The organism is Paenibacillus sp. 01T431, assembly GCF_056398625.1.
On sequence record NZ_JBFTPT010000014.1, the window covers coordinates 1 to 21,379 of the forward strand.

At 47.3% G+C, this 21,379-nt stretch carries 12 protein-coding genes; 3 read left to right on the top strand and 9 right to left on the bottom strand.

Annotation, left to right across the window (positions count from 1 at the left end; all coding sequences use genetic code 11):
* A partial coding sequence (locus tag AC1DM9_RS23820) for a hypothetical protein (protein WP_477582548.1) occupies positions 1 to 509 on the top strand: 509 nt, incomplete at its 5' end.
* A 119-nt stretch (positions 510 to 628) separates the two neighbouring features.
* Here AC1DM9_RS23820 and AC1DM9_RS23825 read toward each other — a convergent pair.
* The 9 genes from AC1DM9_RS23825 to AC1DM9_RS23865 all read right to left on the bottom strand — a co-directional run bounded on the left by AC1DM9_RS23825 (position 629) and on the right by AC1DM9_RS23865 (position 16,316).
* On the bottom strand, positions 629 to 1,747 hold the full coding sequence (locus tag AC1DM9_RS23825) for a S1C family serine protease (RefSeq protein ID WP_477512562.1): 1,119 nt from the start codon (positions 1,745 to 1,747) through the stop codon (positions 629 to 631).
* Positions 1,748 to 1,759: 12 nt separating this feature from the next.
* The gene (locus tag AC1DM9_RS23830; RefSeq protein ID WP_477582550.1) at positions 1,760 to 3,013 is read right to left on the bottom strand and encodes an FxLYD domain-containing protein; all 1,254 of its coding nucleotides are present in this window, start codon (positions 3,011 to 3,013) and stop codon (positions 1,760 to 1,762) included.
* Between the two features lie 171 nt (positions 3,014 to 3,184).
* Positions 3,185 to 9,169 (bottom strand): S-layer homology domain-containing protein, encoded by a 5,985-nt coding sequence (locus tag AC1DM9_RS23835; RefSeq protein WP_477582552.1) that lies wholly within the window; start codon positions 9,167 to 9,169, stop codon positions 3,185 to 3,187.
* A 282-nt stretch (positions 9,170 to 9,451) separates the two neighbouring features.
* Complete coding sequence (locus AC1DM9_RS23840) at positions 9,452 to 11,122, bottom strand: ribulokinase (protein ID WP_477582554.1); 1,671 nt, start codon at positions 11,120 to 11,122, stop codon at positions 9,452 to 9,454.
* A gap of 14 nt (positions 11,123 to 11,136) precedes the next feature.
* The gene (gene araD, locus AC1DM9_RS23845; RefSeq protein ID WP_441907995.1) at positions 11,137 to 11,832 is read right to left on the bottom strand and encodes an L-ribulose-5-phosphate 4-epimerase; all 696 of its coding nucleotides are present in this window, start codon (positions 11,830 to 11,832) and stop codon (positions 11,137 to 11,139) included.
* Positions 11,833 to 11,995: 163 nt separating this feature from the next.
* Complete coding sequence (locus tag AC1DM9_RS23850; protein WP_477582556.1) at positions 11,996 to 13,108, bottom strand: substrate-binding domain-containing protein; 1,113 nt, start codon at positions 13,106 to 13,108, stop codon at positions 11,996 to 11,998.
* Between the two features lie 142 nt (positions 13,109 to 13,250).
* Positions 13,251 to 14,129, bottom strand: coding sequence for a UTP--glucose-1-phosphate uridylyltransferase GalU (gene galU, locus AC1DM9_RS23855; protein WP_477512560.1), 879 nt, complete (start codon positions 14,127 to 14,129; stop codon positions 13,251 to 13,253).
* Between the two features lie 124 nt (positions 14,130 to 14,253).
* Positions 14,254 to 15,645, bottom strand: coding sequence for an ATP-binding protein (locus AC1DM9_RS23860; protein ID WP_477582558.1), 1,392 nt, complete (start codon positions 15,643 to 15,645; stop codon positions 14,254 to 14,256).
* Positions 15,642 to 16,316: a response regulator transcription factor gene (locus AC1DM9_RS23865; protein ID WP_477582560.1), complete on the bottom strand. Its 675-nt coding sequence runs from the start codon at positions 16,314 to 16,316 to the stop codon at positions 15,642 to 15,644. The genes AC1DM9_RS23860 and AC1DM9_RS23865 overlap by 4 nt, the downstream gene beginning before the upstream one ends.
* Positions 16,317 to 16,471: 155 nt before the next feature.
* Here AC1DM9_RS23865 and trxB point away from each other — a divergent pair, with 155 nt between their 5' ends.
* Together trxB and AC1DM9_RS23875 are read left to right on the top strand one after the other, a co-directional pair.
* Positions 16,472 to 17,413, top strand: coding sequence for a thioredoxin-disulfide reductase (gene trxB / locus AC1DM9_RS23870; protein WP_076268899.1), 942 nt, complete (start codon positions 16,472 to 16,474; stop codon positions 17,411 to 17,413).
* A gap of 237 nt (positions 17,414 to 17,650) precedes the next feature.
* Positions 17,651 to 19,609: a glycoside hydrolase family 13 protein gene (locus AC1DM9_RS23875; RefSeq protein WP_477512557.1), complete on the top strand. Its 1,959-nt coding sequence runs from the start codon at positions 17,651 to 17,653 to the stop codon at positions 19,607 to 19,609.
* Positions 19,610 to 21,379: the final 1,770 nt, after the last annotated feature.

The following is a 21,379-nucleotide window of genomic DNA, read 5'->3' on the forward strand; positions in this document are numbered from 1 at the left end:
GCTTTGGGCCAGGGGGACCCGGCGGCTTTGGGCCAGGGGGACCCGGCGGCTTTGGGCCAGGGGGACCCGGCGGCTTTGGGCCAGGGGGACCCGGCGGCTTTGGGCCAGGRGGACCCGGCGGCTTTGGGCCGGGGGGCTTCTGGATCGGTGGGCCATGGCTGTTCCCGCCTGCGGGACCACAGGCGACCGTTACGGTTCTCATAAACGGTGGAAGAGCGTTTCCTAGCATAACGGAGGCGTATCGCATTCCTTTCCGACCGGGTTTGAGCATCTATCAGGCTCTAGCGGAAACGGGGGTTGTTAGCTTCAGCTTCAATGGTCAAATTAATTCCGTTAGTGGAGTCCCTATTGGCGGCAATACCAGCTATCAACTTGTACTGAATGGACGCGTAATTCCAGCATCGCTGCTCAGCTTCCCGCTTCAGCGCAATGACTCTTTAGCGCTTGAACTCTTTTTAAGCCCTGTTTTGCGCGAGGATGAAATCGAAAATACAAGCATAGAAATTTAATTAGAACTGACGATGAATCAATAAATTCATCGATAAGGCAAGTCCCACAGCTATACAAAAAAGCTAGAAAAAGCGGTCTCCCCTGACCGACTTTTTCTAGCTTTTTAAACAGCATTCTTTTACTTAATAGCCTTACCTTTGCCGCTCAGCAGCTTTAATTGATCGTTCTCGTAGCCGACCTCATAGGTCACTTGGTATTTGCTTAACACATATTTGCCTTCGACCCGCTCATCTACTGAAATAACAGCGATAACGGTAGCTTTGTCTTCCCTGCTCTCCGTCACATGCATATTTTCGATGACCACATTCAGCGTCCCCAAGTAACCTGCCCTGAACTTCTCGTAGCTCGTCCCTTCCTTCCAATTGCCGCCTAGCAATGAATAAGCATAGACATAATCGGCATTGTTCAGACTGTCATAAAAATGAGTAACGAGATAATCAGCATATTCCTCAATCTTCGCTTCATCTTCCATCTTCAGTTCCTTATCCGAAAGCTCCAGATCGGGCAGCTTAGTCATCGGTTTAGTAGACCAGCCTTCTGCGATATCGATTACGTTCGCAATGGGGATACTAAAGCCAATTGAACCTTGCTCATAACCGGCAGAATTAATGCCAAGCACCGATCCCGTTTTCTGATCAACGAGCGGTCCACCGCTATTACCAGGAGCAATTGGCGCAGAAATTTGATAGAGATCCGAATACAAATAGGAATCAATTTTGAACGTTCTTCCTAGTCCGCTGACAATACCGGTAGTAACCGTATTTTGAAATCCGAGCGGACTGCCAACAGCAAGCACTTCGTCCCCGACTTCCGCTCTTTCTTTACGCTCTACCTGCAGCGGCTCCGTTCCAGCCAGTTCCTTCACACGAACAACCGCAATATCCGTTTCCGTGCTAATGCCAATGACTTTTCCGTCCAGCTCGCGTGCATCCGCTGTTTTAATTTTCACAGTATGGGAGCCAGCGACAACATGCGCATTCGTGATGAGATCCCCTTGCTTATTATAAAGGAAGCCTGAGCCTTGATCCCCGTTTTCATTTTCAATCATGACGACCAGCTTCTGCGTTTCAAAAATAATATCCTTAAGAGACTTCTGCTTCGTCTCATCAGCTACCGCAAGCAACGGCTTTCCCGTCAGCCTGTTTGGCAACTCTGAATGAATGGCTAACGCAGCAGCCAATCCTCCACATACAATGAGAGTAGAAGCGATGACGCTAATCCAAGCTCGTTTTCTCATCACATCTTCCCCTTAATCCAAATACCAAGTCGCGTGATCAACGACGACGGTTGTATTCTCTACATAAACCCCATATACCGTACTATTAAAGGTGATTTTCTGGCCTGGATCAACATAATCCGGCGTCGCCTCTGCCTTGCCCTTGCCTACCTCTTTGCCGTCAGCATCGTAGACGATAAATTGAACGCTAATCGAATAAATAGGCCGTGTAGCGGCATTTTTCAGCTCGCCTACAATATTTAAATCTCCGAACTCATCTAGCGTCGATTCGATTTTAACAACCTCGACGGCTGCCGTCTGATTTTTTAGATCCTCTGCTGCAGCCTGCTGCATCGCTTGCTCTAATCTTCGCTGTTCCCTTTTCTCGTAATCAGCCTGTGCATCAGTTATCTTTTTGGCCAGTGACATAATCCGCTCATTATCCTTGGCAAAAAGCAGCGCTCGGTCCGTCAGCGCCAACGCATCCGAATAGTTTTTTTTCTTAAGCAATGCTTCGGCATCCTTATAGCTTATATCGACGATTTTGGCAACAATTTGCTCTTTTACAGCTAGCGCCTCTTCACCGTCTAATTGATTCGCAATGTTAAGCCTTGACTCAAGCTCATCCACTGTATTCAGACCTGCCAGTTCTTCCGTCAGCCTCATGACACCAAGTTTAACGTTATAGTCGTCAAGCTGATGCTTAATCTTTATATAGATTGGCTCTTTATGACCCTTTAATTCACCGTTAATCCGCTCCAGTGTCTGTTCTGCCTCTTCAAGCTTACTCTCCTCCAGCTGCTTCCCCGCAGCTGTAATTGACTGTGCCAGCTCTGCGACAAGGGCAACGATCTCCGCATCCTTCTGCAGAGCGTCAAAGCCTGGACGCGCATCCGAGGCTTCCTGCAGCAGCTTCTGCGCTTTGTCATATTTCCCTGCTAGCGCCTCCGCCTTCGCCTCAACATGAAGCTTGATGACTCTATCATTTATTTCGGATTGATATATATAGTAACTAAATACGGAACCAGCGGTAACAAGTGCTAAAATTATAGGCATCAGCCATGCCAAAATAGAGCTCTTAGCTCTACGTCTCCGCGTTTTTTTAGGCTTGCCCGGCTGCTGGCTTGTTGCGTCTATCTCTACAGAAGCAGCCCGCTCCGATAACAGCATAGATCGCTCAGTACTTAGAGCCGCTGCAGCTTCTTCTCCATCAGCAAGCAATCTGCCGCACTGGCTGCAATAAATGGCATCATCCGTCTGTTTTTTTTCACAATGATGGCAATACACTTCCGTTCATCCCCCAGCCCACGTTTCTCTCTAAACATATCTATCTATTCTATATCAAAAAGTAAATGATCTCCATTTTTTTATAGTGGGAAATGGAGCCATATTTAAAAAAAGCAGCCTATCATGGTCACAATACACTGTGAACAGATAGGCTGCTTCTATTAATGCTCTTTATTTCACGCTATCATTGATGCTTTCGATCCATTTTTCACTGCCATCTTCATTGCGCTCAGCTTTGTGTGAGATCGTTGCTTCCTGTACATCGCCAAAGCCCCAGTGGCTTTGCGGCATATCAGGGAACAATGGAGCCAGCCCCTGAAGCGGTCCGCGATAAAGCATACGATTGATCATCGTAACTGCTTCAACACGAGTAATTTCTTTTTTCGGCTTAAAGCTTCCGTCCGGATAACCGGTTAAAAACTTGCCGTTAAACAAAGCTTCGATCGTGTCTGCTGCCCAGTAGCCTGAAGTATCCTTAAAGTGGGCTGTCGCAGGCGCGCTCACTTCAAGCTTGAGGAACCTTGCCATAACCGCTGCAAGCTCTCCTCTTGTAACTGCCGCATCTGGACGGAAAGAGCCGTCTTCGTATCCGCTGAAGTAGCCGTTTACCGTAACGCTTTGGATGTAGTTCGTCGCCCAGTGACCTTTGCGAATATCGTTAAATGAAAGCGGCTCTTCCACTTTCTCGTTTCCAGATAGTCTTGCAACAATGGCTGCAAGCTCCGCACGAGTCAATGAGCCTTCTGCCTTGAATTCCTTATCCGGGTATCCAAGAATATAACGAGTATGAGTAAGCTCCCCGAAGCGATCTGAGAATACATTTACTTTTACTGATGATTGGACAGTGGCATTATTCCCGACAAATTCACCCGAAATATCAAATGCCGTATCTGCTGCTTTCATAAGCGGCCATTCGATGACCAGTTTGAAGCTGCCGTTCTGTCCGCCTTGCACATTTGTTACTTTCCATACAATGGTGTTGTCCGTTACAATTCCGCCAGCTGCATCCACAACAACTGCGCCCGCTGGAATCTTGACCTTGATTTCTCCTGCTGCCATTGGACTGCTGGAGTTGTTTTTGTAATCCACCGTTAGAGTCGACGTTGTTCCTTTTTTTACTTTGTTCTTGTCGACTGAAAGAGTAAGCGCAGGATTGGCAGATGGAGCACTTGCCTCAATAGGCGTCAGCTCTAGATCATGTTTGACAATCTCCCATTCAACGGAGAGAACTGGACTTTTATAGTTATAGAACCCATTCTTCATTACGCTAAGATAATAGTCCGTTTCTGGATACACCATATAGGCATAGAAACCGTGTGCATCAGTCAGCTGTTCTGGACTCGCATTGTCATTTGGTGCAAAACCAACGAGAGCCGGCAAAACAACCTCCGTGTTAGGTGTAATCCCTTTGCCTTTATTTCTTGCTGTGTCCGCGTAATAAAGGACAACGGATGCACCTTCAATAACTGCTTTTGTAACCGAATTAGTAATCGTTCCATATGGATCGACAAGCGCCTCAGAAATATTCATTTCCCCTGAAGCCGTTACTTTGACCCCCGCATGGCTGAAAATAATTTCCTTGCCAGGTTCAACTTCATATCTAATTTCCAGCTCGTATTCTCCAATAGCAAGCCCATTCGCATTAAATACCCCTTGCGGGCTAAGTGCAAATGCTTTCGGAGCTCCACCTTCGGAAATGTAGCTGCCATCCGCTTGTTTCAAATAAATATTTGTTTTAGCAAGCAGATCACTGTTAAACAACGAGGACTTGCCATCTGGCTGCTTAAGCAGCACGATACCTGTGACCGTTTTCTCGGATTCAAAGTTTTCCTCGCCTGCTCCTGTTACTTCACCCACTTGTGCCGATTGCTTATAGGTTACAGTTGTAGGAACGCCGCCAACGTCAACCGTTTGCGTCACTTCCAGCTCATAAACGACATCGCCTTTCGGAACCACGACATAATAAGCTCCGCTAGCATCGGTAATAACCGTTTCATCAAAGTCTGTTCCTGGAGTGATAACGCCGTCGCCATCTAGATCAAGCGTTACGCGAACACTTACGCCAGCAATTGGCGAATTCGTATCTCCCTTTGTAATAAACCCTTTAACTGCCGCAGGCAAGAAGGTAATGATGATCTCATCCTGCTCCTTCAAGCCACGCTCTTTGTTGTACACATTCGCTTGAATCGGAATCTGCTGCTCGTTGATGCCTGTAATTTGCTGTGATTTGTACGTAACCTTCGCTATTCCTTGCGCGTCAGTTACCGCAGTGTTTCCACCAACAAACGTCCCTTTACCAACAGGAGCTTCAAAAATAACCGTTACATCTTTAATTGGAGTGCCATCTGCATTTGTTAGCAATGCTGATAGCTCGGTAGTTGATTTGCCATCGCCCAAAATTTTCTCTGGACTTGCGGTTAACGCCAGTACCGCCTTAACCACTTCAAAGCTGTTATCCGCTAATTTTGTCTCTGAAGGCAATAAGCCTCCTTCAACGTCTAGCGCCTTAAATGTAACTTCGTATTTGCTTGCTGCTGTTAATTCAGGAAGTAAATACGTTGTATTTTCCCACTTCTTATAGCCGTCTGCTACGAAAGTATCCTGATTGACAAGCGTAAGCGGTACGATAATACCGTTCACATTCGCCGTAACGCTCTTAGCAAGCAAGGAACTGACAGCACTCAGCTTAAGCTGTTCGCCTGGAATGATTTTTAATACATCTACCTCGCCCTGCGCTTTGTCTCCGGCCCATCCATCGAGCGCTCTATGAATATTAATCGTTACCGTTGCAGGAGCTGCAACTTGATTATCTCCATCCGTTACAGTGTACGTAAAGCTATCCTGTCCAGATATAAAATCCGAACCCGGTTTATAGATCCATGTATCACCCGATACATTATAATCGGCAGGCTCTAGCGTACCTTTGCCTGGATTGCTCTCTAAACCGTAAACAAGCTTCGTAACTGTCTCGCGATCTGAACCTTTAAAAACAATAATAATATCAGTTGTGCCTTCGGCAACATTTACAGTGATTGGTTCTGCAACCGGCTTGCCGTTGTAGCCAATAGTGATTGCAGCAGTCGCTTCTGCAAATTGTTTCCCATCGCTGCCCCTCCAACCAAATTCAACTGTGCTTCCTTCTGCTAATGAGGTTGAAGGCTGGAATTTAAGACTTTCCAAATCGATTTTTGCAATGATTTCAGTACTGCCTGGCATCAAATAGACTGACTCACCAACAGAAGGTGTATACCAAAGCGTTCCGCTCTGATTGAAATTTGCTGGAACAATAATCGCAACTTCTTTCAGCAAATCGCCATCTGCATCTGTGTAACGAGGCGAATCCGTGAAATCCGTTGTTTTAAAAGCAATAATTTCACCAGAAAGTCCCGCTTTTATAATGTCATCTAAGACTGGCGGAGTATTAATGGTAATCGTAACCTTCTTGTTTTCCTTCGCATATTGCTTGCCGTCCGAGCCGTTCCAGTCGAATGTTACTGAACCCGTTACGCCTGCAGCAGGCACAAAGGTTAAACCATCTAAGTCACTTGCTTTAATGACAAAGCCGGCAGTCGTAATGTCATAAACTGGGCCATTGCCTATTTGAAAAACAAGCTTGCCTTTTGCAGGATCTGGGAGCGATACGAGCTTTACTCTGCTTAAGCTCTCACTGTTGGAATCGCTGTACGAATCCGTAAAGTCCTTAATTGCAAAAGGCACCGTGCCACCTTTCAATATCTCCTTATTAATCTGTTCTACCGTTGGAGCAGCATTCGCTTTAATAGTTACCGCAGCTGGCTGCTTCGCATATTTCGATCCATTATAACCATTCCAATTAAATGCTGCCGTACCTGTGAACCCAGCATCAGCTGGAACAAAAGATAACGTATCCACTTCACCGATCGCAATTTCATCACCGGCTTCAACTGCCTTGCTGCCTAGGAACAAGGAGCCTTGTCCCACTGCTGGCAGAGTAACTATCTTCACAAGCTGAAGTCCATTGTAATTAGCAGCACCGTTTGCTTTCGCATATTGGCTTCTAAACTCGTCAGCTGTAAAAGCAGTCGGCTCATATTGAAGACCGTCCTTCGCAATGTTGCTCACGACAGGGTCGTTCGTATAAGTAATGCTCACATTTGCTGGCGATAAAGAATACTGTTTGCCATCAAATCCATCCCAAGTGAAGGTAACTATACTTTCTTCCGCCAAATTTGCAGCTGGAACGAAACGCAGCGTATTTAATTCCGTTAAAGAAATTTCTCTATTAGAAGATACTACGAAGTCCACCCCTTCGGATGTATAACGCAGCTTTCCGCTATTGGAAAAGTTGGCTGGAAGGTTAATACGTACTTTTGTCAATAAATCGCCATCCGCATCGCTATATGCATTCGCATTAGTGAAATCGGTAGCTTTCATTTGAACCGTATTGCCAGCTATAGCTGCAAAAGAAATGTTACTAACAATTGGCGCCGTATTAATAGCAATGGTCACTTGCTTATTATCCTTCGCATACTGAACGCCGTCTGAGCCATTCCACTCAAAAGAAGCTGTACCGCTGGCATTGCTCGCAGGAACAAAGCTCAGCTTGCCCAAATCAGCTGCACTGATTTCATCGCCCACGGCCACAGCTGCAGCAGAACCACCGTTTGTGATCATTAGCTTACCGGCAGCTGGCGCCGGCAATGAAACGATTTTCACCTTGCTTAAGTTTTCCTTCGGCAAAGTTGCATCCGTATACTGGCTTGTGAAATCTGAAGCTGTAAATGTCAGTGTTTCACCTTGATTAATAGCCTTATTCATATCTGTTACAACAGGCGCGGCATTTGCAGTAATCGTTACCGTCCCATCGATAGCCGCGTACTTGCTTCCATCATAGCCATTCCACTTAAAGGAAGTCGTACCCGTTAAACCTGCTGCATCTGGAACGAAGGTCAATTGAGCGACATCTGCCTTAGCAATTTCGTCATCTAATTTAACGTCCACTCCTGCAAGCTGGAGCTTGCCGCCGCTTGGAAGCGAAACGATTTTCACTTTTTCAAGCTTAGCTGCTTGTGCTTCACCTGTTACGCGATAATATTTGCTGCTGAAGTCAGTTAGCGTAAAATTCGTTGGCTCGTATTGAGGTCCCGCTTTTGCAATATCTCTTACGGCAGGGTCAAACGTAGACATCGAATAAATATGCTGAGCTGTTCCAGGTTCATTCTTATCTGGCTGCTTGTCGAACAAAATAATATTTACCGTGTATTCCTTGCTTGGATCTGCTCCAGGAGCATTAAGTACAATGTTGTCCCATTTCTGCTCGGTTCCTTGCTTGGAGCCGCTAAAGTAATTCTGCGACAAATCCAAGTTTTTCTCCCTAATCTCATTGCCGACTTTCGTTTTCTCAATGACGTTGACTTCCATATAGAAGTTTCCGTCTTTTTTAGGCAAGAAACCTGTGTTTATCGTTACTTTGTCTTTCGCAACGGCAACAGCGGCTCCGGTAATTTCTCCGGTCTCTCTCACACCGCCGTCAATGACAAGCTGACCCCAATCGATGGTCGTCACCCAGCCGCTGCTGAAATTAGTCGTATTCATGAAATAATGATGTACTGAAATGCCAACATATAAATCCTGATTGGCGACGATTCTATTCCATTGATCTGGTTTAATTTCCAGAACGGTCGTATTCCACACATTATTTTTTCCGGATAAAGCGCCCAAGTTAAATGCTTGAGGGAATTCCTTCTTGTATGTATCAGACCCAAAATTTGCTGGCCATGGGGTTGTAGGAGCACCTAATGCAATATCTGCAGGGTTAGATGAGAAATATACACGGTCCCACTCGCCTGTACCGCTTTTGTTTGATTCATCGTATTCGTCTACATCAAGAGCCCGTATAAGCATATAAGCGCTTTTTGTAGGTTTGGCTTTAATGTCTTTAATTTTAAATTCGATTGGATAAAGAGCCGTACCGTTCCCCGTGCTGCTGTCTACATCGCCGTCAGCTGCACTGTTCGCAGCTCCGCCGCCCCAGTTATCCGTACCGGTAAAATAAGTCGCTCCTGTATCAAGCGCTGCAGCACTTGCTGCGTATGGAACAGGGAAAAGCTGAACGAGCAGCACCGCAAATGCCATAAATGCGGTAAATAACCGTTTTCGCCACAGTCTGCTGTTCATTCGACCTCTGTTCCTAGAACCCCTTGGTTCTATAGACCTACCATCTTCCATCATTCCCGTACTCTCCTTTACTATTAAGATCACTTTCAAAAGTTGTCTACTTTCTTCTGTCTCTTTTTTATAAGTCCGACGACCTATAATAACATTCGTTTCTGTACAAATTCTGTACATTTTCGACAAGAATAGTGGGAAAAGCTAGAAATTAATAAAAAAAACGACTCCGTCGCATAATTAAATGCAGGAGTCGTTTTTTTGGTATATAGATGATTGAATAATAGCTACCTAAGCTTGCTCTTCTTTTATAACCTTAAGGCGTTTCATTACATCATTTGCGCCGCGTCCGTAGTAGTCGTGCAGCAAGTTATATTCCGCATACAGCTTCTCGTAAACCGCAACGTTTGCCGGAATCGGCTTGAACGTTTCTTCGCGTACACGAGCCATCTTCTGAGCAGCGTCAACAATGCTGTCGAAACCGCCCTTTTCGGCACCAGCTGCTACTGCTCCAAACATCGCTGCACCAAGTGCAGGCGTTTGCTTGGATGCTGCGACCTTAATCTCGCGATTCGTTACATCTGCATAAATCTGCATGAGCAGCGCGTTCTTCTGCGGCAATCCGCCGCATGCGTACAATTCATTTACTTCAACCCCGTTGCTGTGGAATGCATCGACGATTTTGCGTGTGCCAAATGCCGTTGCTTCAAGAAGGGCGCGGTAAATTTCCCAAGGTTTCGTTAGCAAGGTGAGGCCCACAATAGTACCTGTCAAATCCGTATCTACAAGTACCGAGCGATTTCCATTCCACCAGTCAAGCGCCAGTACGCCGGATTCGCCAACGTTCAGCTCGCTGGCTTTGCGAGTCAAATAAACATGTACATTTTCGCCAGCCTGCTCTGCCTCTTGAATTACGTAGGCTGGAACAGATTCCTCAACGAACCATTCAAAAATATCGCCAACCGCTGATTGTCCCGCTTCGTAGCCGAAGTAACCCGGAATGATGCCGTCCTCAACGACGCCGCACATTCCTTCCACTTCCTTCTCTTCCGTTCCAAGCAGCATGTGGCAAATCGATGTACCCATCGCCATAACCAGCTTGCCTGGCGTAACGACGCCAACACCTGGCACCGCCGCATGCGCATCCACATTGCCAACCGCGATCGCCGTGCCTGGCGCAAGTCCGATGCGGGTAGCCATATCAGGCAGCAATTCTCCAGCCTTAGAGCCAAGCGGTACAACTTCTCCACGCAGCTTCGTTTCTGTCAGATTTTCTAAACGAGGATCAAGCGCTTTGAAAAAATCCTTGCTTGGGTAGCCCTCTTGCTTATGCCACATGCCTTTGTAGCCGGCCGTACAGCTGTTGCGAACGATATTGCCGGTCAATTGGCCGATAACCCAGTCCGTCGCTTCAACAAATTTATCTGCAGTTTCATAAATGTCCGGTGCTTCATTCAAAATTTGCCAAGCTTTGGCCATCATCCACTCTGATGATATTTTGCCTCCATAACGCGGCACCCACTTCTCACCACGCTGTACTGCCATTTCGTTGATGAGGTTAGCCTCATCTTGTGCAGCGTGATGCTTCCACAGCTTCACCCAGCTATGCGGATTATCCTTGTAGGCATCCTGTACACATAGCGGATTCCCTTCTCCATCGATGGGAAGCATTGTGCATGCTGTAAAATCGATGCCTAAACCGATGACATCAGCAGCATGGATACCTGATTCCTTCATTACAGCAGGAACCGACAATTCCAACACTTCAATATAGTCAAGCGGATGCTGAAGCGCCCAATCATGCTCAAGCTTAATGCCAGATACCGGAAGCTTCTCATCAATAACGTGGTGAGTATACGGCGTGACATGCTCCGCTACCTCTGCACCGTTAGATAGATCCACAAGAACAGCTCGGCCCGATTGCGTGCCGTAGTCTACACCAATTGCGTATTTTTTGCTCATTATCCGAATCCTCCTTATTTTTGGCCGTAGTAGGCGTTCGCTCCGTGCTTGCGCAAATAGTGCCGGTCTAATAAAGCTTGATCCATCGGCTGAACATTCGGGTTAAGCTGATACGTATGAAGAGCCATCTTCGCCACTTCCTCCAGCACAACTGCATTATGAACGGCGTTATGCGGGTCTTTGCCCCAGCAAAAAGGAGCGTGGCTGTTTACGAGCACCGAAGGCACTTGGTTTGGATCGATATGGTTTTTATTGAAGGTTTCAACGATGACATTGCCCGTTTCCAGCTCATATGCGCCGTTGATTTCCGCTTCTGTCATCGCGCGTGTGCAAGGCACCTCGCCATAGAAATAGTCGCCATGCGTCGTGCCAAGCGATGGAATAGAGCGCCCCGCCTGCGCCCAGCTTGTCGCCCAAGGCGAATGGGTGTGTACAATTCCGCCTATCGAAGGAAACGCTTTGTAGAGCAGCACATGAGTAGCCGTGTCAGAGGAAGGTCGAAGATTTCCTTCAATCACATTGCCTTCCAAATCTACGACAACCATCTGCTCTGCTTTTAACTCCTCGTAAGGAACGCCGCTCGGCTTAATAACCGCATATCCAGACTCCCTATCTACACCGCTGACGTTGCCCCAAGTAAATGTAACTAATCCGTACTTCGGAAGATCCATATTCGCTTCCCAAACCGCATGCTTCAATGCTTCTAACATGACCACTTATCGCTCCCTTCAAGCTCGCATTTCTATGCTGATCCGCATTCACTTATACGGACATCGCCATAGAATATCTTTGCTTTATTATAAGTTGTACGTACAAGTGTGTCACGTCTTTTTTATTCATCCATTTAAAAAGCATTAACCGTTCAGCAACAGCTTAGCTATGCGGCGGTCTAGTTGAATCACGTATAACGAGCTGCGGATCATATATTTTATCCTGCGTTTGTCGCCGCTGGTGCTGCTTATCCAGCATACTAAGCAGCAATTCAACCGCATCCGTGCCCATTTCTGTTTTTGGATGCGCAACGGTTGTCAGCTTCACTTCGGTAGCCGTAGCCAGATTCGCATCATCAAAACCGACAATCGAAAGATCCTCAGGCACCGTTAAGCCAGCCTGCCTTACGATATCAAGCATTTTTACAGCCAGCTCATCGTTATAGCAAATAATAGCGGTCGGCCGTTGATCCGGCTCACGCTGCAGCATCGCAAACAAGGCCTGCATCGGCTTGTCCTGCTTCTCCTCCGTCGTATAGCGCAGCAAATAATCCGGCGGAACCGTGTGCCCTTGCTCCCGATGAGCCCGTAAAAAACCGCGCATCCGGTGTACGCCTTGAAAGTCATCCGTCTTAAAAAATCCAGCGATTCGCGTATGGCCGAGCTTAATTAAATGCTCTGCGGCACGAAAGCCGCCAAGCTCGTCATCCACGCGCAAGCATGGCGCATCCACGTCGCTGTATCGTTCATTGAGCATAATGTATGGAATTTTGAGCGCATCGAGCGCCAAAAAATAATTAAAGTTCGGGTTGCCCYCCGCGCTCTTCGTCGGCTCAATAATGAGCCCGGTCAGCGGCTCGCGCAGCATCGACTCCAGGCTGTCCTTTTCTTTATCCTTTTCATTATCCGTGCTCGCCAGCAGAAGTCTTGCCCCTACAGCGCGCAAGCTCGATTCAACGCCTCTGACGATGGTCGGGAATATATAATCTGATATATGGGTCGTAATCATCCCGATCGTCATGCCTTGGGATGAGTTTTTCCGCTCCGGCGCAGACTGATCCGACACGAATGTCCCTTTCCCTTGTACGCGGTAGAGCCAGCCCTCCTGCTCCAAATCACCGAGTGCTTGGCGCACCGTTTGCCGGCTCATCTCGAATTGCTTGCCGATCTCATTCTCCGATGGCAGCTTCTCGTGCGGCTTAAACTGCGCTGTGACGATCCAGGATATAATTTCCTGCTTTAATTGCATATATTTGGGCGTTTGCTGTTCCTTCACTTCACACCTCAACTCCGTTAGTTGTATTCCTGTAGTATATCATACGCGAAACTTGTACGTACATGATCTCAAGCTCTAACCATAGAACCGGCCAAGAGACAAAATAAAAAGCCGCTCATAGGCGGCCTTCATTTCTCATGAATTAGAACTGCGTTTCCTTCAGCCTCTCCAGCATGTACTTTCTGACCTCATCGCCTAGATCCGCACGCTCTAATGCAAAATCAATCGTAGCTTGTACAAAACCAAGCTTGTCGCCTACATCATGTCTAATACCATCGAACCGATAAGCCATTAAAGAAGAGATATGGTTTAATTGCTGTAAGCTGTCTGTCAGTTGAATTTCCCCAGCTTTGCCTGGCGTCGCTTTCTCAAGCAGATCAAATATGACAGGATCAAGGACGTAGCGCCCAACAACCGCATAGTTGGACGGGGCTTGTCCTTGCGCCGGTTTTTCAATAATGTTGCGTACTCGCGCTACCTGCTTATCCCGTTCAATATCAACAATACCATATTTATGCGTCTGATCCCAAGGCACCTCCATCACAGCTACAACAGATGACTGTTCCCTCTCGTACACATCCATCATTTGCCGCAAGCAAGGCGGATCAGCTTTCAAAATATCGTCGCCTAGCAATACCGCGAACGGCTCGTCCGCTATGAAGCGGCGTGCACAAAGCACTGCATGACCAAGGCCTAGCGGCTCCTTCTGACGAACATAATAAATATCTGCCAGCTGTGATATTTTCCGCACCATCTCCAGCATTTCTTCGTTATGACGCGCTTCCAGCTCCATTTCGAGCTCGGCAGATTTGTCAAAATGGTCCTCGATCGCCCGTTTGTTGCGTCCGCTGACGATTACGATACTCTCGATGCCTGAATTTACAGCCTCTTCTACGATATATTGAATAGCAGGCTTATCGATAATAGGCAGCATTTCTTTCGGCTGCGCTTTCGTAGCCGGCAAAAACCTTGTCCCTAATCCCCCAGCAGGAATGATCGCTTTCCGAATCCGCTTCTCCACCTTAACATCTCCCCCAGCTCTTTGCTTTCTATGCAATCGCTCCTTTTATCATAACGGTTTCACCCTCGTTTTTCCATGTATTCAAAAGCTTCCACTGTCGCTTCTTTCCAGCTTCGTCCCATAACTAAGCAGCTGTTCGTGCAAACGGGAGCTTAATCATAAAGCTTGCTCCAGTAAGCTGGTCCGCACTTGGATCAAGCGTAATGGTTCCGCCGTGAATATGAATGATGGTTTGTGCGATCGAAAGCCCAAGCCCGCTCCCGCCTTGGCTTCTATCTCTCGATAGATCACCCTTATAAAAACGCTCAAATATTCGCTCGCGATCCTCCTCATGAACGCCTATCCCGGTATCGGTAATTCGAACCACGATGGAACCATTCTGTTCGGACAAAGACAAAAAGATTTTGCCGTCCTCTGGTGTAAATTTCATGCTATTGGCAAGCAAATTCATCCATACCTGATTAAGCTGATCACGATCAGCAGTAATCACCGTTTCCTCCATTAGCAGCTCGACCGTTTGCCTCTTGGCCATCCACTGCGGCTCGCAGGCAAGCACCACATCTCGAAGCTGGCGATCCAGTCGATAGGGCTGCGGGTGAAAAGGATGCTGCTGCGAGTCGAGCGATGCCAAATTAAGCAAATTTTCACTTAGCCGAGAAAGCCGCATGCTCTCTTGCTTAATGATGCTAATATAACGCTCCCGCTCAGCTCCAGTAACCTCCTCGCTGCGCAGTGCTTCTGCGAAGCCGCCAATCGACGTAAGGGGAGACTGCATTTCGTGCGAGACATTGGATACAAAATCCTGACGCATCATTTCAAGCTGTGATAAGCTGAGTGCCATTTTGTTCATGCCCTGCGCAAGCTCACCGAGCTCATCGCCGCGTCTTGCGGGCAGCCGTACACTGAAATCCCCCTGTGACATTCGCGTCGCAGCGTTCGTCATCATTTTTAGAGGCCTCACTAAATAACGGGCCACGATCAGAATAAGTACGCTTCCGACGAGCAGCAGCGTAACAAGCAGCGTGACAGCCGTCCATAAGAAGTTGCTATTTTGCGGAAAACGATTCGGCTGAACGAACAATGCCCATCTTTCATTGCCGAATGACACAAGTTTCCCTACAGCAGGCGGCGAAGGCGGGCTAACCTCCTCGCTAGTGTATACATCCAGTCTGACAGAGCTGCCACCGAATACCTTTCTTAGCTGCTCGAATGTAAGTCGCTCCATAATCAGCTCGCTTCGCTCGCCAGCCCTTACTAAATAGTTGGAGCTGCTAATAGCGACAATTGACTGCCCTTGCAAGCTTGAGATCTCTTCCAAAAATGCTTGCAAATCTGCCGGCTTCGAGACGGCATAAAGCTGTTCTATGCGAGCAATCGACTTCTCCAGCTGATTGGGCAGCTGCCCCCTTGCATCCCTCTTGAACATTTGGTTCGTGAATAAAAAAGCGACCCCGATGCTAATCAAAACGATAACGAGGAATGTAGCCGTAATGCGAAAGTAAAGGCCGCGAATCATGACCATACCTCCATTCGATACCCTAGACCGCGAATCGTTACGATACGGAAACGATATTGCTCCTCGGGAAAACGATCCCGCAGTCTTTTGATATGGACATCAACGGTTCGCTCGTCCCCCTCATAGTCCATCCCCCATATTTGTTCAATCAGATGATCACGGGCAAAGGTTTTGCCTGGATAGCTTGCCAGCTTGAACAGCAGCTCAAACTCTTTAGGCGGTAATGTTACCTTCTCGCCACCAGCTGACATATGGAAGTCCGTTCGATTCATGAGGACATCGCCGAACTCCACCGTCTGAGAAGCGGTGATCCGGTATCTTTTGAGCAGCGCCTTAACCCGGGCTATGAGCTCCGGCGGATCAAATGGTTTGACCATATAATCATCCGCACCAAGCTCAAACCCCTTCACCTTCTGCGAGGTTTCTCCCTTTGCAGTCAGCATGAGCAGCGGAATATCATAGCTCGCTCGCAGTTCTGCGCAAAGCGCCCACCCGTCCATGCGGGGCATCATGACATCAATAATCGCAAGATCTGGTCGTACCAAGTCCAGCTTCTCTAATGCGTCTATACCATCTATAGCTTCAATGACCTGACAACCTTCTCTTTTTAGGAAAAGAGCTACCAGCTCGCGAATGTTTGGATCGTCGTCTGCAACTACGATTTTGGGCATTTTGTTCTTCCTCCAATTAGACTTATGTAGTTATGATTTCAGCATACATGACCAACATGAACGTTACATGAACGATATTGACTTTAAAGCTACATTATAATAATTTTAAAGTAGGATTTATTATTCAACGGAATTTTGAATGGAGGATATAGATGATGCATAAAACAATTATTATTGGTACAGGACCTGCCGGATTGACGGCTGCCATTTATTTGGCTCGCGCGAACATGGAGCCGCTCGTTATTGAAGGGTGGCAGCCAGGCGGCCAGCTTACAACAACAACAGAAGTAGAAAACTTCCCAGGTTTCCCTGATGGTATTTTGGGCAGCGAGCTAATGTCCAACATGCGTAAGCAAGCACAGCGCTTTGGTGCAAAATTCAAAACAGGCTCTGTAAAAAGCGTCGACTTCAGCAAACGTCCCTACACGCTTGATGTGGAAGGCATTGGCGAGCTGCAAGCCGAATCCATCATTATCTCTACAGGCGCTTCAGCCAAATACCTCGGCATTCCGGGTGAGCAAGAAAATATCGGTCGCGGCGTAAGCACATGTGCAACTTGTGATGGCTTCTTCTTCCGCGGCAAAAAGATTATTGTAGTAGGCGGCGGCGACTCCGCAATGGAAGAAGCCGTGTTCCTTACTCGCTTCGCTTCCGAAGTAAGAGTAGTTAACCGCCGCAATGAGCTGCGCGCATCAAAAATTATGCAGGATCGCGCTCGTGCGAATGACAAAATCGTATGGAGCCTAAACCGTACACCGCTTGAAGTTGCTGCAACAGGCATGGGCTTGCAAGGGTTGAAGGTGCGCAATAATGAAACGGGCGAGGAAGAATTGCTTGAAACAGACGGCGTATTTATTACGATCGGCCACACGCCTAACACTGGCTTCCTTGGCGGTCAAATCGACACCGATGAGCAAGGCTACATTATTGTGAAGCCGGGCACTTCCGAGACGAACATCCCAGGCGTATACGCTTGCGGCGATGTTCAAGACCGTAATTACCGCCAAGCGATTACCGCTGCTGGAAGCGGCTGTATGGCTGCTCTGGATTGCGAGCGCTACTTGGAATCACTAGCGCATGAAGCGGTTAATGCATAATTTTTTTTCAAAACTAGACTAGTACAATACGTGCAAATTATGTATAATAAAAGTGTTGAGATTTACAATAGAAAGGCAATGCTACCGCAACCATTTGTTCGCAATATGCTTCGCGTGAGCGGCGCCTGAACGTGTTATGGGAGAAGGTACAACCTCGGCTTATTATGAGCAGAGAGGTTGTGCCTTTTTTCGTGTTTCCATATCTTTTCTCACATCATCCATGAAGGAGCGATAATCATGTTATTAGAAGCTGTTTATCACAGACCGAAGCAAAACTGGGCTTACGCCTACGACGGAAAAACGCTGCACCTCCGCTTGCGTACCAAAAAAGACGATGTTGCTGTAGTTGAAGCAATCGTTGGCGACAAGTACGCGTGGGATCAAACGATCACAACGGTCCCTATGCATATTTTCACTTCGGATGCACGATTCGATTATTGGGAAACCTCCGTTATCCCTCCTTTTCGGAGGCTGCGTTATGCGTTCCGCTTAATAAGCGGAGATGAGGCGATTATTTTCTCGGATAAAGGTATCGAGCTTACACTTCCTGACAACTCAAATTCATTTTTTGATTTCCCATATATTAATCCAATCGATGTATTTGAGCCGCCAGCTTGGGTGAAGGACGCTGTCTTTTATCAAATATTCCCTGAACGCTTCGCGAATGGCGATCCTTCGATCAATCCTGAAAATGTGCTGCCTTGGGGCGGCGAGCCTACGCCAAAAAACTTTTTTGGCGGTGACCTCCAGGGTGTAATTGATCACTTGGATCATATTTCAGCACTTGGCATTAATGCGGTATATTTCACACCGCTGTTCGAAGCAACGACCAATCACAAATATGATACACAAGACTACATGAAGGTTGATCCGCATTTTGGCACAAATGAGAAGTTGAAGGAATTGGTTGATGCCTGCCATGCCCGCGGCATTCGTGTCTTGCTTGATGCGGTATTCAATCACTCAGGCAAAACCTTCCCTCCATTTGTCGATGCTCAGAAAAACGGACAGCAGTCAAAATATGCGGATTGGTTCTATGTTCGGGAATGGCCGCTGCAAGTGGTGGACGGCGTTCCGACGTACGAGACCTTCGCATTTGAGCCGCTTATGCCGAAGCTGAACACCGAGCATCCTGAGGTGAAGCAATATTTGTTCGAGGTAGCTCGCTACTGGATCGAGGAGATCGGAATCGACGGCTGGAGATTGGATGTTGCCAATGAGGTTGATCATCAGTTTTGGCGTGAGTTCCGTCAGACGGTAAAAGCAGTGAATAAAGACGCTTATATTTTGGGCGAGATTTGGCATGATTCAATGATGTGGCTGCAGGGTGATCAATTCGATGCGGTTATGAACTACCCTTTCACGAATGCAGTTCTTGATTTCTTTGCTTATCAAACGATTGATGCCTCTGACTTCGCTAATGCGATTGGAGCGCAGCTTGCAGCATATCCGCAGCAAGTAACAGAATCGGCTTTCAACCTGCTCGATAGCCATGATACGCCTCGTCTGCTTACGATCTGCGAGGATAATACGGATGCGATGAAACTTTCTTCGCTCTTCCAGCTGACCTTCCCTGGAACCCCATGTATTTATTATGGCGATGAGGTAGGCATCAATGGCGCTGGCGATCCAGGCTGCCGCAAATGCATGGTGTGGGACCCAGAGGAGCAAAACCGTGAGTTGCTCACGTTCTATACCGACGCAATCGGACTGCGCCACAAGTACAGCGCGCTTCGCAGCGCTGATATTCGCTTCGTGCACGTTGGCGCAGCAGATGGCACCTTGGTCTATGAGCGTCGTGAAGGCAGCCAACGGCTTCTTATCGCGATGAATGCTCGCGGCGAAGCGGCTGATCTGAGCTTCGTAATTGAAGCTCAGCCGACTGATTGCAACGCTGCTCCTCATGCTGTTGCTTTTAGAGGCTTTGCGAAACCAGCAGCTGCAGCTGCAACTGCTGTAAGCGAGACTTCTGCATCCCCAGTGGCTGCCTCGATCGAAAATGCTAAGGCCGATGCTAGATCGGTTGCAACAGCTGTCATCACCGATAACGGCTCATCGACTTGGTCTGTATTGTTATCAAACACTAGCAAATATGCAGTAAGCTCTTCCGTTGCAAGCAGCAACGACGGTAAACTTCAATTCACATTGCCTGCTTACGGCTATGTGATTTTGGAGCAAACAGCAAGCAACCACTAACCTTGTTTCCTTAGGGCAGTCCAATCGCGGACTGCCCTTTTTTTGGGGGTTGATTCACACGTCCATGTAACACAATAAACACCTATTTGTGCTTACAGACCAGTAACCATAGCTAGTTTCTCACTGTAAGAACACATACGTGCTTACAGCCTCTTTTCTACCTTCCGCATACGCCGAATTCGCTCAATAAGCACTTATACGTGCTTATTGAGCAGCAACCATAGCTAGTTTCTCGCTGTAAGAACACATACGTGCTTACAGCTTGTTTTCTACCCGCCGCATGCGCCGATTTCGCTCAATAAGCACATATACGTGCTTACAGACCAGTAACCTTAGCTAGTTTCTCGCTGTAAGAACACATACGTGCTTACAGTCTCCTGCCTACCCGCCGCATACGTCGAATTCGTTCAATAAGCACCTATGTGTGCTTACAGACCAGTAACCATAGCTACTTCTCGGCTGTAAGAACACATACGTGCTTACAGCCTCTTTTTTACCTTCCGCATACGCCGAATTCGCTCAATAAGCACCTATGTGTGCTTACAGACCAGTAACCATAGCTAGTTTCTCGCTGTAAGAACACATACGTGCTTACAGCCTCTTTTCTACCTTCCGCATACGCCGAATTCGCTCAATAAGCACCTATCTGTGCTTACAGTCCAGTAACCATAGCTAGTTTCTCACTGTAAGAACACATACGTGCTTACGGCTTCTTTTCTATCCGCCGCATACGCCGAATTCGCTCAATAAGCACCTATGTGTGCTTACAGACCAGTAACCATAGCTAGTTTCTCGCTGTAAGAACACATACGTGCTTACAGCCTCTTTTCCACCTTCCGCATACGCCGAATTCGCTCAATAAGCATCTATGTGTGCTTACAGAACAGTAACCATAGCTACTTCTCGGCTGTAAGAACACATACGTGCTTACAGCCTCTTTTTCTACCTTCCGCATACGCCGAATTCGCTCAATAAGCACCTATGTGTGCTTACAGAACAGTAACCATAGCTACTTCTCGGCTGTAAGAACACATACGTGCTTACAGCCTCTTTTTCTACCTTCCGCATACGCCGAATTCGCTCAATAAGCACCTATGTGTGCTTACAGACCAGTAATCATAGCTAGTTTCTCGCTGTAAGAACACATACGTGCTTACAGCCTCTTTTCTACCCGCCGCATGCGCCGATTTCGCTCAATAAGCACATATACGTGCTTACAGACCAGTAACCATAGCTACTTCTCGGCTGTAAGAACACATACGTGTTTACAGCTTGTTTTCTACCCGCCGCATGCGCCGATTTCGCTCAATAAGCACATATACGTGCTTACAGACCAGTAACCATAGCTAGTTTCTCGCTATAAGAACACATACGTGCTTACGGCCTCTTTTCAACCCGCAGCATACGCCGAATTCGCTCAATAAGCACCTATGTGTCCTTACAGACCAGTAACCATAGCTAGTTTCTCACTGTAAGAACACATACGTGCTTACAGCCTCTTTTCTACCCGCCGCATGCGCCGAATTCGTTCAATAAGCACCTATGTGTGCTTACAGACCAGTAACCATAGCTACTTCTCGGCTTTAAGAACACATACGTGCTTACAGCCTCTTTTCAACCCGCAGCATAAGCCGAATTCGCTCAATAAGCACGTATTCGTGCTTACAGCTATTACTACTACTCGTTACCTTGAGAAGTGTTTGAGGAAATCTTTAATAAATTGAGTCTAGACATTTAATTGACATTCATGCAATAATTACTTAAACGATT

What these genes read in the sequence shown, in the direction of transcription:
- AC1DM9_RS23865 (WP_477582560.1), bottom strand. Translation starts at nt 16,316, where the DNA reads ATGCCCAAAATCGTAGTTGCAGACGACGATCCAAACATTCGCGAGCTG.
- AC1DM9_RS23835 (WP_477582552.1), bottom strand. Translation starts at nt 9,169, where the DNA reads ATGAACAGCAGACTGTGGCGAAAACGGTTATTTACCGCATTTATGGCA.
- trxB (WP_076268899.1), top strand. Translation starts at nt 16,472, where the DNA reads ATGCATAAAACAATTATTATTGGTACAGGACCTGCCGGATTGACGGCT.
- araD (WP_441907995.1), bottom strand. Translation starts at nt 11,832, where the DNA reads ATGTTAGAAGCATTGAAGCATGCGGTTTGGGAAGCGAATATGGATCTT.
- AC1DM9_RS23840 (WP_477582554.1), bottom strand. Translation starts at nt 11,122, where the DNA reads ATGAGCAAAAAATACGCAATTGGTGTAGACTACGGCACGCAATCGGGC.
- AC1DM9_RS23875 (WP_477512557.1), top strand. Translation starts at nt 17,651, where the DNA reads ATGTTATTAGAAGCTGTTTATCACAGACCGAAGCAAAACTGGGCTTAC.
- AC1DM9_RS23860 (WP_477582558.1), bottom strand. Translation starts at nt 15,645, where the DNA reads ATGATTCGCGGCCTTTACTTTCGCATTACGGCTACATTCCTCGTTATC.
- AC1DM9_RS23825 (WP_477512562.1), bottom strand. Translation starts at nt 1,747, where the DNA reads ATGAGAAAACGAGCTTGGATTAGCGTCATCGCTTCTACTCTCATTGTA.